Annotated in this window: 14 protein-coding genes and 1 pseudogene; 7 read left to right on the plus strand and 8 right to left on the minus strand. The window is 70.2% G+C overall.

Annotated features, from left to right (window positions below):
• Both Air01nite_RS34305 and Air01nite_RS34310 read right to left on the minus strand, forming a co-directional pair.
• The coding region (locus Air01nite_RS34305) for a recombinase family protein (protein WP_203707538.1) at positions 1-603 on the minus strand (603 nt) is incomplete at its 3' end.
• Between the two features lie 51 nt (positions 604-654).
• Positions 655-981, minus strand: a pseudogene (locus Air01nite_RS34310) (SAM-dependent methyltransferase); the annotation flags it as partial.
• 99 nt (positions 982-1,080) lie between these two features.
• On the opposite strand from Air01nite_RS34310, the gene Air01nite_RS34315 reads away from it, so the two are divergent.
• Positions 1,081-1,887 carry a phosphotransferase family protein gene (locus Air01nite_RS34315; protein ID WP_203707540.1) on the plus strand — a complete coding sequence of 269 codons (807 nt, stop codon included), beginning with the start codon at positions 1,081-1,083 and terminating at the stop codon, positions 1,885-1,887.
• Between the two features lie 22 nt (positions 1,888-1,909).
• On the opposite strand, the gene Air01nite_RS34320 is transcribed toward Air01nite_RS34315, so the two are convergent.
• From Air01nite_RS34320 to Air01nite_RS34335, 4 genes are all read right to left on the minus strand, one after another.
• The gene (locus Air01nite_RS34320; RefSeq protein ID WP_203707541.1) at positions 1,910-3,166 is read right to left on the minus strand and encodes a hypothetical protein; all 1,257 of its coding nucleotides are present in this window, start codon (positions 3,164-3,166) and stop codon (positions 1,910-1,912) included.
• A gap of 86 nt (positions 3,167-3,252) precedes the next feature.
• Entirely contained in the window at positions 3,253-3,606 is a 354-nt protein-coding gene (locus Air01nite_RS34325; RefSeq protein WP_203707542.1) for a VOC family protein, read from the minus strand.
• Positions 3,607-3,639: 33 nt separating this feature from the next.
• Complete coding sequence (locus tag Air01nite_RS34330; protein ID WP_203707543.1) at positions 3,640-4,371, minus strand: dienelactone hydrolase family protein; 732 nt, start codon at positions 4,369-4,371, stop codon at positions 3,640-3,642.
• 4 nt (positions 4,372-4,375) lie between these two features.
• The gene (locus Air01nite_RS34335; protein WP_203707544.1) at positions 4,376-4,864 is read right to left on the minus strand and encodes a MarR family winged helix-turn-helix transcriptional regulator; all 489 of its coding nucleotides are present in this window, start codon (positions 4,862-4,864) and stop codon (positions 4,376-4,378) included.
• A 100-nt stretch (positions 4,865-4,964) separates the two neighbouring features.
• Between Air01nite_RS34335 and Air01nite_RS34340 the strand changes: the two genes are divergently transcribed.
• Positions 4,965-5,531, plus strand: coding sequence for an NADPH-dependent FMN reductase (locus tag Air01nite_RS34340; protein WP_203707545.1), 567 nt, complete (start codon positions 4,965-4,967; stop codon positions 5,529-5,531).
• Between the two features lie 132 nt (positions 5,532-5,663).
• Positions 5,664-6,023 (plus strand): STAS domain-containing protein, encoded by a 360-nt coding sequence (locus Air01nite_RS34345; RefSeq protein ID WP_203707546.1) that lies wholly within the window; start codon positions 5,664-5,666, stop codon positions 6,021-6,023.
• On the opposite strand, the gene Air01nite_RS34350 is transcribed toward Air01nite_RS34345, so the two are convergent.
• A complete protein-coding gene (locus Air01nite_RS34350) occupies positions 6,020-7,339 on the minus strand; it encodes an MFS transporter (protein WP_239091164.1) in 1,320 nt (439 codons plus the stop codon). The two genes, Air01nite_RS34345 and Air01nite_RS34350, sit on opposite strands and share 4 nt — an antisense overlap.
• Positions 7,340-7,389: 50 nt before the next feature.
• Here Air01nite_RS34350 and Air01nite_RS34355 point away from each other — a divergent pair, with 50 nt between their 5' ends.
• Genes Air01nite_RS34355 through Air01nite_RS34365 form a run of 3 tightly spaced genes read left to right on the plus strand, consistent with a single transcriptional unit; the run spans position 7,390 to position 8,766 of the window.
• Positions 7,390-8,052 carry a FadR/GntR family transcriptional regulator gene (locus tag Air01nite_RS34355; protein WP_203707547.1) on the plus strand — a complete coding sequence of 221 codons (663 nt, stop codon included), beginning with the start codon at positions 7,390-7,392 and terminating at the stop codon, positions 8,050-8,052.
• Positions 8,053-8,060: 8 nt separating this feature from the next.
• The gene (gene mscL, locus Air01nite_RS34360; protein ID WP_203707548.1) at positions 8,061-8,507 is read left to right on the plus strand and encodes a large conductance mechanosensitive channel protein MscL; all 447 of its coding nucleotides are present in this window, start codon (positions 8,061-8,063) and stop codon (positions 8,505-8,507) included.
• A gap of 28 nt (positions 8,508-8,535) precedes the next feature.
• Positions 8,536-8,766: a hypothetical protein gene (locus Air01nite_RS34365; protein WP_203707549.1), complete on the plus strand. Its 231-nt coding sequence runs from the start codon at positions 8,536-8,538 to the stop codon at positions 8,764-8,766.
• Here the strand turns inward: Air01nite_RS34365 and Air01nite_RS34370 are convergent, their stop codons facing one another.
• Complete coding sequence (locus tag Air01nite_RS34370) at positions 8,767-9,699, minus strand: SCO2521 family protein (protein WP_203707550.1); 933 nt, start codon at positions 9,697-9,699, stop codon at positions 8,767-8,769.
• Positions 9,700-9,881: 182 nt separating this feature from the next.
• Between Air01nite_RS34370 and Air01nite_RS34375 the strand changes: the two genes are divergently transcribed.
• Positions 9,882-14,219 carry a HEAT repeat domain-containing protein gene (locus tag Air01nite_RS34375; protein ID WP_203707551.1) on the plus strand — a complete coding sequence of 1,446 codons (4,338 nt, stop codon included), beginning with the start codon at positions 9,882-9,884 and terminating at the stop codon, positions 14,217-14,219.
• The last annotated feature ends 4 nt before the right edge of the window (positions 14,220-14,223 follow it).

Below are 14,223 nucleotides of genomic sequence, written 5' to 3' on the forward strand. Positions count from 1 at the left end.
ATACAGGTCGTAGGCACGCCCCACACTCGCAAGCGACTCTCCACCGGCGACACGCTCGTACAAGTCCACCACCGCGGCAGGGTCCTCACACCACGCCTGCTTCGCGTAGCGCACACCCTCCGTCGCCCAGAAGGCGGGCAGCGGCCCATGATGCGCTTTGTTGTCGCGGATCATCATGATCCCGCGATACGTCGTCCGCTTGACCGTCTTGGACTTCTCCGCATTCGCATGCTGCGCCACCAGCGTCACGACACGACCCGCGAAATCGGTCCGCCCGAACTGCGGCTCACTGATGGAGACCACGTCGCCACCAGCGGACCGGATAGCGAGCAGAATCTCAGCCTGAGCGTCCAAATCGTCCCGCCGGTCAAGCCGAGACGACTCGGTGACAATCACGGTAGAGTAGTCGCCACGCGCGATGTCCGCGATCACCTCACGCAACGCCGGTTCCTGCGTCCCATGACTCGCCGAGTAGCCATGAAGCCGGAACCACTTGACGATCGTTACACCACGCTCGGCAGCGTCACCCTCGATCACCTTGATCTGAGATGCCTCGTCCTGACTACCAGTGCTGACCCGCACGAACCCCGCACCCAGCGCCACGCCCAGCTCCCCTCAGGAGACCCACGTGTGCAGACTACCCGACAACTATCGGTCGTTGTCGACGTAGACGATCCGGCTGCTGGGCGCGACCTGCTGGGCGACCTCGTGGGTGTTGTTGGCGGTGGGAATGCCGGTGCCGACGTCGAGGAACTGGCGGATCTTCTCGGTGCCGGCGAGATGACGAACCACGCGACCGAGGTACGCGCGGTCGGCGCGCGCCGACCCGACCATCTCCGGCACCATCTCCAGGATCTGGTCGGCCACCGCGCGGTCCGCGGCGAAGTTGTCCCTGCCGCCGAGCCAGTAGTTCCAGAGCCGTGCGGAGTGCGGGATGCCGGTGTCGAGCCCCGCCACGGAAACGCTGTCCGAGGTGGACATCTCGTCGCAACCTCCACATTGTCTGAGTGGTCTTCGCGAAAGACTAGCTTCCAGGGCGCGGGTCGGCACAGGGGGATACTTGAGCCAGGGGGACTGAGAATGGAAGAGCTTCTGCGTCGCCTCGGACGCGATCCGCGAACGCTGCGGTCCGTCGAAACCCTTGCCGGGTCGGCGTCCGGGTCATTGGTGGCGCTGGTCCGGCTCGGCGACGCGGAGTTCGTGCTCAAGACCACGACCGCGCGCGAGGCCGCGTTCTATCGGGCGGCGCCGCGCCTGCCGGTGCGCGTACCACGGGTGATCGCGGCCGACGACACCTGCCTGCTGCTCGAATCCCTCGGCCCGGCGCGCCCGGCGGCGCAGTGGCCGTCGTCGCGCTGGCCCGAGGTGGCGCGCCAGCTCGGTGCGCTGCACCGGCCGGAGGTCCTGGCCACGCTCGGCGGCCGATCGTGGTTGAGACGCACCTCTGTGCGATCGCCGGACGCCGCGGCACGAGAGTTCTGGTGCGCCGCGGAGCTAGCGCGACTCGACGAATTGCGGCCGGCGGCCCTGCCGGCGTGTCTGGTGCACGGCGACCTGCACGCCGGCAACCTCCTCCACGACGGCGCGGGCGAGCTGGTCTGGACCGACTGGCAGGAGGTGGGCGTCGGCTCCGGCCCGGAGGATCTGGCGTTGCTGTGGCAGCGCGCCGAGTTCGACGGCGCCGACCCACCGAGGGCGGCGATGCTGGCGACCTATGCCGAGGCGCGCGGAATCCCCTGCGACGACCGCCTTGCCGACGCCGCCGCGGCGGCGGAGGTGCGCCTGCTCCTGTTGGACTGGCCGCCGTTCCTGCTCGGCACCGACCCGGCCCGGGCCGCGCTCATGCGCCGAAGACTGCATGCACTGAGCCCACCGCGCCGGAGCTGACCGGCGCGGTGGGCCCTCACGGTCAGGACAGGCTCTGCGGCGCCTTGGTGCGGACACGCGCCGGCCCGGTCGGGGACAGGTCGGTGACCAGGTGTGCGGTGACTATGCCGTCCGGGGTGACGGTCCAGAGGTCGGGCACGTTGTCGGCGTCGATGTCGGTGGCCTGGAGAGTCGAAAGCGTCGCGCCGGTGTTCCAGCCGGTGGCGACCAGGTACGGGGTGAAGTCCAGAGAGCCGGTCATATCGCCGTTGTCCGTGAACGACAGGCTTTCCCAGAGGTAGAGATCGCCGGTCTGGCGGTTCCAGAGATACATCGCCGTGCCCGAGGACAGTTGCGTGGTCGCGATGGTCCAGTTAGGCCAGTCGGCACCGCCGTCGGGCGTCGGGGTGTCGAGCTGCACGGTGATCGCGTACCCGCCGATCCCGTTCATGTTCGGGTAGTAATAGAGGAAGCCGCTGCTGATCCCGACGAGGTCGTCGTAGAAGATGCCGCTGCCGGACGCCTGGTAGGCGCTGGCGAGCTGGCTGGGTTCATTGCCGTTCAGGTCGGTCATCGTGCCCGGAAAGATGGTGTGTTGGCTGCCGCTGCGGACGTCGAGGGGCGACCCGTCACCCGTGCCGTGGATGATGACGCCACCGCCGTTGGCCGGCTTGTAGACGAACACGTCCTGGAAGTTGGTCCCGGTGAGTCGTCCGGTGAACACCTGGGTGTCGTTGTAGTCCTCGGGCCCGGAGACAGTGCCGATGCCCGTGCCGTTGACGCCGATGTTCGTGGCGGGCACCCGCACGCGGCCGTTGCGCTTCGCGGACCCAGGCGCGAGCCACAGGCCCGGCGCGATGCCGTCGGTGTTGCCGACGGTCAGCAGGTCCGGCACGCCGTCGCCGTCGAGGTCCTTCTCCGCGGCCGGCTCCGGCAGGGACAGAAACAGCGTGCGCAGTTCCGTCGGGCTCGTGACGCCACCGCTGGCGATCGCTTGGACAGCGAGATTCACGATGCGCCCGCTGCCGGTCACGGTGACCGTCGCGCTGCCGGCCGTCGCCGCGACCGACTGCGTGCGCCCGTTGACGTCGTACCGGTAACGCTTCGGCGGGGTTGTCCCGCCGGGGGTGAACTGGACCGTGATCGGCGTGCCCACGACGAGCTCGCCGGCGATCAGAGTGATGACCGGCGCCTCGATCGAGGTCGGTGCCGCGGCGACCGCGGGGCTTGCGGTCAGCGCGACCGACAGCAGCCCGACGGCGGCCGTAGCCAGCAGCCGCTTTCTTGCGAACAGAGCCATCTCGCTCCTCCGTGTAAGTCCGCGGCGATCGATACATGGAAGATCGCCACGTGCCTGTGGAGGACGATAGTCGTCCGTCGCAATCGCTAGGTCGGGGTTGCTACGCAGAACTCGTTGCCGTCGGGGTCGGCCATTACCGTCCAGCCGAAGCCTTGTGGCATTTTTTGGCGGTCGACGACCGTGGCGCCGAGTTCCAGTAGGCGTTCGATTTCCGTGGCCGCGTCGCCGTCGCTGCTCCAGTCCAGGTGGACTCGGTTCTTGACTGTTTTCGGCTCCGGGACCCGTTGGAAGCCCAGGCACAAGCCTGGCGTTTCGCCCAGGATCAGGAAGTCGTTCTCGTGGCGCCAGGACTCGCGGAGGCCCGTGGCGGCCGCCCAGAAGCTGGCCAGGCGCCCCGGGTCGGCGCAGTCGATCGTCACCATCCGCGTCTGTAGGGCCATGACTTCGTACAATAGTCCCCTTTTATGGGGTAATCAGGCCTTGTCCTCGACGAAGCTCAGCATCTGCCGCCATGCGTCCGCGACGTCCTCCTGGTGCTGCCCGAAGGCCCGGTCGAAGAAGCTGTGGCCGGCGTCCGGATACACCGTCATGCGTACGTCCACACCATGACCGCGGACCCGATCGGCGAACTGCTCGACCTCGGCCACCGGCGTGAAGTCCTGACCCGCGGCCAGGATCTGCAGCGGTGAGGCGATCTCGTCGACCACGCTCTGCACCCGCGACGGGATGCCGTAGAAGCCGATCGAGCCGCGCAGGTCGTCGCCGGCCGCCGCCTGGCGCCACGACATCGCGCCGCCGAAGCAGAAGCCGACCGTGAACAGCGACGACGCTCCGTGCGACCGCAACCAGGCCGCCGCCACCGAGGCGTCGGACGCCACCGTGGGAAAGTCGAGCGCGTCGACGTGCTCGCGGTAAGAAAAGTCCTCGCCGCGGGTGCCGATCCCGGCCGTCCGCCCGAAGTAGTCGAACGCCAGCGCCGACAGGCCCGCCGAGGCGAAGCTCTGCGCCAGCTCCTGGTAGAAGACGTGCAGCCCGCGCACGTCCGGGAAGATCACGATCCCGCGAGCCGCGGGACCAGATGCGGGGTGTGCGAAATAGCCACCGAATGACGTGCCGTCAGCGGACTGCAGCACCACCGACCCGTGTTCGCCGACCGGCCCCGGGTTTGGCGGCTGCGGCGGGCGGGCGTCGTCTCCGTAACACATGTGATCATCGTGCCACCAAGGGATCGGTCTCGCCGCCGCAGCCGATGCGGTCGAGCGCCTCGGTCAGGCCGGCCAGGTCGGAGCCCGCGAAGTGGTCGATGATGCGGCGGCGGGTCGACCACAGGTGCGTCGGGTACGCGTCCTCGAGCCGCCGCAGCCCAGCCGGGGTCAGCGTCGCGAACCAGCCGCGGCCGTCCTCTTCGCACCGGTCGCGCTTGACCAGCCCCTCCGACTCGAGCCGGGCCACCGCGCGGGTCATGCCGCTGAGTGACAGGTCGCTCGCCCCGGCCAACTCGTTCATCCGCATGCGCCGCTCGGGCGCCTCCGAGAGGTGCATGAGGATGCTGTATTCGGTCAGCGAGATGGCCACCCGCTCCCGCAGGTCGTGGTCCAGGAGCTTGGGCAACACGATCATCACGCGGCCCAGCGTGCGCACGAGCCGCTCTTCGTCGGCGTTCAGCGGCTCGTCGCGCTGCTCTGTGACCTGAGGCATACGCCCATGATACTTGCTCAAGCAAGGAACTGTTCGTATGTTTGCTTGACGAAGCAAGGACTTACTCAGAGTCCTCCCCCCGAGCAAGGAACCGGACATCGTGACCACAATCGGAATCATCCTCGGCAGCACGCGCCCCGGCCGTAACGGCGAGGCCGTCGCGAACTGGGTGTACGAGCACGCCTCGAAGCGCACCGACGCCGAGTTCGAGCTCGTCGACCTGCTGGACTACAAGCTCCCGCACCTCGACGAGATCGGCCTGCCGAGCATGGGCAACTACCAGCAGCCCCACACGCTGGCGTGGGCCGAGAAGATCGCTTCGTTCGACGGCTTCGTGATGGTGACCCCGGAGTACAACCACTCGACCTCGGGCGCCCTGAAGAACGCGATCGACTTCCTGTTCGCGGAGTGGCACAACAAGGCGGTCGGTTTCGTCAGCTACGGCTCGGCCGGCGGCGCGCGTGCCGTCGAGCACCTGCGGCTCGTCTCCGCTGAGCTGAAGATGGCCGACGTGCGTTCGCAGGTCATGCTCTCGCTGTTCCACGACTTCGAGAACTTCAGCACGTTCAAGCCGGGCGAGCACCATGCCGACGCGCTCCACACGACCCTGGACCAGGTCGTCGAGTGGAGCCGGGCGCTCGCTCCGCTGCGCGGCAAGGCTGCCTGACCGGCACCCCGCGTAGTTGGTCCGCGGGCCTGGTCGACGGCCAGGCCCGCGGGCCGTTCAATGTGCGGGGCGAGCCGGATGCTCTCTCACCATCCGGTGGAGTACCGTTCCCCCGGATACAGGAGGTCGAGCATGTCCTTGACGGTGGGCACGGAACAGCGCGGCGACGTCGTCGTGGTGTCGGTGGGCGGCGAGCTGGACATGGCCACCGCGCCCGCCTTGCAGGACCAGATCACCGACCTGCTCGACCGGGGCCTGTCCCGGCTGGTCTTCGACCTGACCGACGTGTCGTTCTGCGACTCCACCGGGTTGTCCGTGTTCGTCCGGGCCAAGAACAGCACCGACGATGCCGGCGGGGTCGTCCGGCTGGCCGCTCCGCAGCGTGGCGTGCGCCGCATCCTCGAGGTCAGCGGCCTGGTCGAGGTGCTGCACACCTACCCGACCGTCGACGAAGCGGTCGCCGCCGACGCCTCGGAGCCAGCCGCGGGCTAAGCGGCCTTGCGCAGGGGCTCGGCCAGCGGGCCGGTCTCGGCCAGCACCGCCGCCGCCGTTGGCTCGATGGCCTCCACCGGGCCGTTCGCGCCCGGCGCGTGTGCCTCGTCCTCGACGAACTGCGGGCGACTGATCACCAGACCCGCCACAGCTTGTACGACCAGAGCCACGGCCAGCACGGCCAGGGGCGCGATCCAGCCGCCCGTGGTCTCGTACAGGATGCCGACCAGCAGGGGTCCCAGCGCCGCGAACAGGTAGCCCACGCTCTGCGCGAACGCGGACAGCGCCACCGTCCCCTCCGGCGTGCGGGCCCGCAGGCCGATCACGACCAGGCTGACCGGGAACACCGTCTGGCCGATCCCCATCAGGGTCACCCAGAGCACGGCGCCACCGTGCGGTGCCACGGCCAGCCCCACGTAAGAGACGCCGGCCAGGGCGGTCAACCCGAGGATTAGCAGGTCGAGGCGGCGCAGCCGGCCAGCCAGCGCCGGCGCCAGCAGTGCGAACGGCAGCGCGAACAGGGTGACGCCGGCCAGCAGGAGGCCCGCGGTCGACGGGCTGAACCCGGAGTCGCGGAACAGTTGCGCCAGCCAGCCCATCGTGGCGTACCCGGCGATCGACTGCATGCCGAAGAACACCGCCATGGCCCAGCCGATCCGGGTGCGCGCCGGGCGGATCCGCGCGCCGGGGTGGTGGCCGGGCCGCCGGAGGACCTGCTGGCCCCGCCGCAGCGCGGCCGGCAGCCAGGGCAGGATCGCCACCGCGGCCAGCAGGGCCCAGACGCCGAGCCCGGCCCGCCACGAGCCGAACGCGTGCGCGACCGGCACCGCGGTGGCCGACGCCGCGGCCGCGCCCGCCGACATCGACAGCGTGTAGACCCCGGTGACCAGACCGGGGCGGTCCGGGAAGTGCTGCTTGACCATCATCGGCAGCAGCACGTTGGAGACTGCGATGCCGGACAGGGCGAGCGCGCTGAGTCCGATGAACGCGACCGGAGAGTTCGTCAGCACCCGCAGGAACTGGCCGACCGAGAGCACGACCATCGCGATGACCAGCAGTCGCGCCGGCGCGACCCGGCGGACCAGCCACGGGGTGGTCGCACCGAAGACCGCGAACGCGATCGTGGGGACGGTGGTGACCACGCCGGCGAGTGCGCCGGACAGGTGGAGGCCGTCGCGGACCTCGTCGAGGAGCGCGCCGAGCGAGGTGACCACCGCGCGCAGGTTGACCGCGACGATCACGATGCCGACCAGCACGAGCAGGATGCCGCGGGAGCGGGTGGTGGGCTGCGGCGCGGTAACGGTGGGAGCGGTCACGACCTACAGCCTAGAATCATGGGACGATTTATGGTGGGGTGATGTTACGCATGACACTCAATCCACGCTCGACCCTGGTGCAACAGGTGATCTCGCAGCTCAGCGAGCAGATCCAGGCGGGCGAATGGCCGGTGGGCGCCAAGATCCCCACCGAGCCCCGGTTGGTGGAGCTCCTCGGCGTCGGCCGCAACACCGTGCGCGAGGCGGTTCGCGCGCTGACCCATGCCGGGGTGCTCGAGTGCGTGCAGGGCTCCGGCACCTACGTGCGGTCGACCGACGAGCTGACCGGCGTCGTCGCCCGCAAGTTCGGCGCCGCGGAGGTCGGGCACACCATCGAGGTGCGGCGGGCCCTCGAGGTCGAGGCGGCCCGGTTGGCGGCGCTCCGGCGTACCCCCGAAGATCTGGACCGGCTCGACGCGGCGCTGACGGCGCGCGACGCGGCCTGGGCGACCGGCGACACCGACATCTTCGTCGAAGCCGACGCCGACCTGCACGTCGCGGTGGTGGCCGCAGCGCACAACCCGATGCTTGCCGAGTTGTACGCGTCGGTCGGTGCGGCGATCCGCGCCTCCGTGGCGGCCGCCGTCGGGCCGGCCATGCGGGCGGGCACCCACATCGATCATGGTCGACTGGTGGCGGCTGTCCGTGACGGCGATGCCGACCGTGCGGCACATGAGGCGGGCAGGTTCCTGGAGCCACCCACCCGGGAATAGGGTGAGCCATGCTTAAGGGCTTCAAAGACTTCATCATGCGCGGAAACGTGGTCGACCTGGCGGTCGGCATCGTGATCGGCGCGGCGTTCACCGCGGTGGTCACGCAGTTCACCAAGTCGTTCCTCGAGCCGCTGATCAGGCTCACCAGCGGCAGCGGCCTCGACGCGGGCGCCTTCAAGGTCAGGGGCGTCGAGTTCGACTGGGCGGCGTTCATCAATATCTTGATCACGTTCGCGCTGACCGCGGCGACCCTGTACTTCCTCGTCGTCTTTCCGATGAACCGGCTGGCCGAGCGCCGCCGCCGCGGCGAGGAGCCCCCGCCCGCCGCACCGAGCGAAGAGATCAAGCTCCTCACCGAGATCCGCGACGCCCTCGTCGCCGGCGGTCGCGTCCCTGAGCAGCAGCGCGCCGCCTTCGACCAGACCTACCGGCAGAACCCCCCGACCTCGCGATAGTCGAACGTATGTTCGATACTCTCCCACCATGGAGCAGCGAAAGCACTGGTGGAACGGGAAGTGGGGGCGCGCCGCGCGGCGCGACGTCTACCTGCGGACCAACGGCGACGCATGGCACGTCGAGCAGCGGGCGGGCGGCGCCGACGGCGTCTCCCACTTCTACGAGTACGACAGCGAGGAGGACGCGTACGACCGCGTGCGCGCCCTCCTCGTCGGGCCGTTCGATTGGCGTGAGCTCTCGGCCCGTCGGCCGGAGTGACTAAGCGGTCGCCGACTCGAGCAGCGCGAGCGTGCCCAGCGTCATCTGGTCGCGGATCCGGCTGACCGAGGCGTCCCATTGCCGGGTGAAGCCGGGCCGGCGTTCCAGCGACCGCCAGACCGGCAGCACCGCCTCGTCGACCCGGGCGGCCGGCATCCAGAGATGCAGCAGGGTGTCGATGGCCGGGCGCAGTCGGGCGATCCGCTGCGCCCGGGTGCCCGGGCCGGTCAGGCTCGACTCCATCAGCGCGAGGAGCGTGGTGAGCAGCCAGTCGTGCAGCGCGAGGTCTTCGCAGAGATCGACGATCGCGCCGACGTGCTCGCGCGGCACGACCAGTTCCAGCACCCGCAGCGTCGGCGAGGCGACCCGGAACGTGCCGGTCGCCTCGGCGCCGTCGGCGTCGGTCGGGGTCACCACCCAGCGCATGTGTGTCCGCTGGGTGCGGAACGGCGGGTGCCGGTCGAGCCGGGTCGAGCGCTGCACCGCGTCGAGCGTGCGGCCGCTGATCGCGCCGAGGTCGAGCGTGCCCATCGGCTGGCTGGTGCCGGCGAAGCCGCGGGCGATGTCGGCCGCGTCAGATTTGCCGATCGCCTCGATCGCGCCGGGCCGGGTCAGATAGTGCGACCAGGAGAGCCGCCGGTTGGCCGTGCTCTTGACCACGACGGCATGCCCGGAGCCCTGCGCCAGGTGCCCGCCGGTGATCGACGCGTGCGAGACCACCGTGCCGACGCCGCGGATGACCTTGCCGGAGGCGGCCGGCAGCCGGCAGTCCACACTGGTCAACAGATTGGGTGAGACGGCGTACGCCATGGGCCGCTCGGAGCGCCGGACCTGCTCGCCGACGAGCAGGTTGAGCACCTCGGCAGTAGCGTCCCAGGCCAGCGAGGTCGAGTTCTGCAGTAGTCCGGTGTGGACCTCGCCGAACGTCAGCATCTTTCCGCCTCCGTGAAAGAACAGCGGGTGAATTGCATCCTATGGTCGACCTGGGAGGCAAGGCCGCCGCGCTGAATGCCACCCAGACGATATTTTGATCAACCCCGATGCCTGGGAACCCGAAGCTTGCTGGATATTGGTACGGTAACGACGCGTGTCGCTCGTGTAACCGAGGAGCCGCGTTGACCAAGGTCTACGTCTCAGCAACGTTCCGTGATCTCGAAGAGTGCCGGTCAGCGGTCAAGCTGGCACTCCGGCGGTTGCGGGTCGAAGACGTGGCCATGGAGTCCTATGTGGCCGAAGATCGCCGCCCGGTCGAGCGCTGCCTCGAAGACGTCGCCGACTGTGACCTCTATGTCGGCATCTTCGCCTGGCGCTACGGCTTCGTCCCGCCCGGCTACGACCGGTCGATCACCGAGCTCGAATACCGCCAGGCCGAGGCGATGGGCAAGCCCTGCCTGATCTTCCTGCTCGACGAGGAAGCGCCGTGGCCCCGGGTCCACATCGACCGCGGCACCGACGCCGAGCGGATCGAGGCGCTGCGCAGCGAGTTGGTCGTCCGGCACATGTGCAGCACGTTCAACGGCCCAGGTGACCTGGCCGCGCTCGTCACCGCCGCGGTCGCCAACTGCCTGGCCGACATCGGCCGCCCGACCGGCCACCTCCAGTCGCTGAGCGCCGAGACGCTCAAGCGCTACTACGACCGGCTGCACCAGCAGTACGGCGGCCTCGACCTCGACGCGCTCACCCCGCCGCAGCGCGACGAATACCTCCAGATGCGACTGAGCTCCGTCTTCATCGAGCAGTCGATCAGGGAAGATCCGCCGCCGGTCGAGCTGCCCCGCGAGTGGTGGCAGCGGATGCAGTTCGAGGGCCACCTCGAGACCGAGGACGTGCCCGACGAGGTCGACCCCGACGAGCTCGCGCTGCTGCACAAGGCCTACCGCGCCAAGCCGTTGCGCCGGTTGTTCGACGTCGTCGCGGCCCCTGACAACCAGGCCATCGTGCTGCTCGGCGACCCGGGTTCCGGCAAGTCCACGGCCGCCCGCTACATCACGCTCGCGCTGGCGCACACCGGGGCGCCCGTCGACGACCGCCTCGGCGCGCTCGACGGGCACCTGCCCCTGTTCATCGAGCTGCGGTCCTACGTCGCGCTGTTCGCCGAGGGCAGGTGCAGCAACTTCGTCGAATACCTCGACCACCGCGCGGGGATCGACGGCCTGGGCCTGGAGCGGGCGGCGCTGCTGCGTTACCTCAACGGCGCCGGGCCGGCCGTGGTGATCTTCGACGGCCTCGACGAGATCTTCGACAAGCGCCGCCGGGAGGCGGTGGCCAACCAGATCGCGGCGTTCGCGGGCGAGTTCCCGCACGTGCGGGTGATCGTCACTTCGAGGATCATCGGGTACGCCCGCCGCGCGCTCAGCGAGCTCGGCTTCGCCCACTTCACGCTCCAGGACCTCGACGACACCCAGATCACCGAGTTCCTGGCGAGCTGGTACGACCTCGCGATGCACGACCGCCCGGGTGACTCGGCGGCCCGGCGGGCCCGGCTGATCGAGGCGATGCGGCACTCACCGTCGATCCGCGAGCTGGCCGGCAACCCGATGCTGCTGACAATCCTGGCGATCATCGGCAAGCACCAGGCGCTGCCCCGCGAGCGGTGGAAGCTGTTCGACCACGCGGCCACGGTGCTGGTCGAGCACTGGGACATCAACCGTCACCTGCAGGACCAATACGAAAGCCCGGGCTTCATCGACGCGGAGGACAAGAAGGAGCTGCTGCGCCGGCTGGCCTACAAGGTGCAGAGCGGCGAGCGCGGGCTGGCGGCCAACTACGTCGGCGCCGAAGACCTGAGCGAGGTCTTCGAGGACTATCTGGCCGAGCGCTACCAGAAGGACCCGGCCGAGGCGCGCGAGATCGCCCGCGCGATGATCAACCAGTTCCGCGAGCGCAACTTCATCCTCAGTCGCTACGGCCCGCACCTCTACGGCTTCGTGCACCGCACGTTCCTCGAGTTCTTCTGCGCCGAGGCCGTGGTCGGCAAGTTCAAGCACGACCAGCAGTGGGAGTTCGAGCAGCTCAAGGAGCTGTTCGTCGCGCACTGGGCCGACCCTTCCTGGCGCGAGGTGCTGCGCCTGGTCGCCGGCGCGCTGCACGAGCGGCACACCGCCCAGCTGATCTCGCTGCTCGCCACCAGCGTCAACCATCCCTGGCCGGCCGGCGCGTTCGCCCAGCCGCCGTGGAACCTGGCGCTGGCCGCGCAGTGCCTGGCCGAGGTGCGCAACCCGCACACGGCCGTCGCCGGGCCCGCACAGGACCTGCTGCGCCGGATCATCCTGCTGATCGAGCACTGTGTCTCGATCGACGACCGCGACACGATGGCGCTGATCGAGACGGAGATCCTGCCCGCGGCCCGCACGATCGGCGCGACCTGGCCGGGCGGCCAGATCTACCTCAACTGGTACAGGCGTCGCGGCGTGCGGCTGATCTGGAGCTCGGTCTCGGCGCACGCCGCACAGCTCGCCGCCGTGCTCGCCCCGCCGTCGGAGCACATCGAAGACCTGTTCAGCACCGTGCTCAGCGCGATCGACGACCGCTGGGCGTCCTACGCGGCCGTGGCCGGGCTGGCCGAGCTGGCCCAGGTGGCGGGCACGGCGGCCAACCGCAGTGCCTACCAGCTCGCGCTGACCCGGGCTGGTGAGGAGCTGATCCGGCGGGCGCGCGACGACGCTTATGCGGGTGTGCGGCTCGCCGCCGTCGAAGCGCTCGGTGAGCGGTTCGGCGCCGACGCCCGGGTGCGCGACGTGCTGCTGGAGCGGGCCACCGTCGACGGCTACGCCGCTGTCCGGCTGGCCGCGGTGCGGGCGCTGGGCGAGCGGTTCCGCGACGAGACGGCCGTCCGCCGCCTACTACTTGACCGCACCCGCCGCGACGGCAACGCGGGTGTGCGCCGGACCGCCGTACTCATGATGGAACGCCTGCCCTATGACGACTCGGTGCGCGGCGCCCTGGTCGACCGGGTCCGCACCGACCGCGACGCCGAGGTGGTGGCGGTCTCGGCGCGCGCGCTCAACGACTGGGGCATGGGCTATGAGCACCTGCGCGAGCTGCTGATCGAGCGGATCCGCGCCGAGCCCGAGGGCGTGGTCCGCCGGTCGGCGGTGCGCGTGCTCGCCGACCGACTCGGCTCCGGCCAGCCGGTCAAGAGCCTGCTGACCGCGCTGCTGCACGACGACCGCGACGCGGGCGTGCTCAGCGCCGCCGCGAAGACCCTGGTCGAGCGGTTCGAGGCGGCCGAGACCGTGAAGAGCCTGCTGATCGAGCGGACCGGCCGCGACCCCGACGAGGTCGCCCGCCGGGCGGCCGTGCAGATCCTGCGCGAGCACTTCCGCACCGACCAGGAGGTGCACAGCGCCATGGTCGAGTGCGCCCGGCGCGACCATTCGGCCGAGGTGCGGCTGGTCGCGATCCGTGGACTGACCGCGGCGCTGCCCGGGTTCGCGCCGGCGACCACGGCCCTGACCAAGATCGCGCACGCCGACACGGACGCCGCGGTCCGGCTCGCCGCGACCGAGGCACTGGTCCGGAAGATCGGTCTCGACGCGACGGTGTGCGCGGTGCTGTCCCGGCTCGTCGGCGAGGACCAGGACGCCACGGTGCGCCGCACCGCGGTCGAGGCGCTGGCCGAACGCTGCGGCGGCGACGCCCAGATCCGCCGGCAGCTGCTCGACCGCGCCCGGCAGGACGCGCACGCCGACGTGCGGGGTGCGGCCGTGCGGGCGCTGGCCGAGCACGCGGCGTCGCACCCCGAGGTGGTCGCGCTGCTGGTCGAACGCACCCGCGACGACCCGGACGGCCAGGTCTTCGCGGCCGCCGCCAAGATGTCCGACGAGGGCACCCGCGCGGTGATCACCGCCCGGGTGCAGAGCGATCCCAATCCGCGGGTACGCGAGGCCGCGGCGCACGCGCTCCAGCCATTCGCGGCGGAGCCGGAGGTGCGCGAGATCCTGCTCGACCGGGTGCGCCGCGACCTGGACGCGCTGGTGGTCACCGAGGCGGCGGTCGCCCTGGTCGCGGCCGGCATCGACGACGAGCACCGCGACCTGCTGGCGATGCGCGCCACGGGCGACGACGACACGGTCCGGGCGTCGGCCCTGCGGGCGCTCGGCGAGTCGTTCGGCGGCGACCCGGCGATCCGCGAGCTGCTGATCGAGGCAGTCCGCCGGGATACCGACCTGCGGGTGCGCCGCGAGGCCCTGCGGGTGCTCGGTGAGCGGCTCTACGCGCACGAGGAGGTGCGCCAGGTGCTGGTCGACATGGTGCACGACAGCGACTGGTCGATCCGCGAGGCGTCGGTGCGGGCGCTGTGCGAACGCTTCGGCGCGGACCCGGAGATCCGCCGCCTGCTGGTCGCCCTGGCCAGCGGCGACGAGGACCGCAACTTCCGCCGCCTGGCCGGCCAGGCCCTCAGCTGGCTACCCGGCGCCGACCCCGAACACCTGCCCGACATCGGCGACTAGGCCC

This window comes from Asanoa iriomotensis (assembly GCF_016862515.1).
Taxonomy (GTDB): domain Bacteria; phylum Actinomycetota; class Actinomycetes; order Mycobacteriales; family Micromonosporaceae; genus Asanoa; species Asanoa iriomotensis.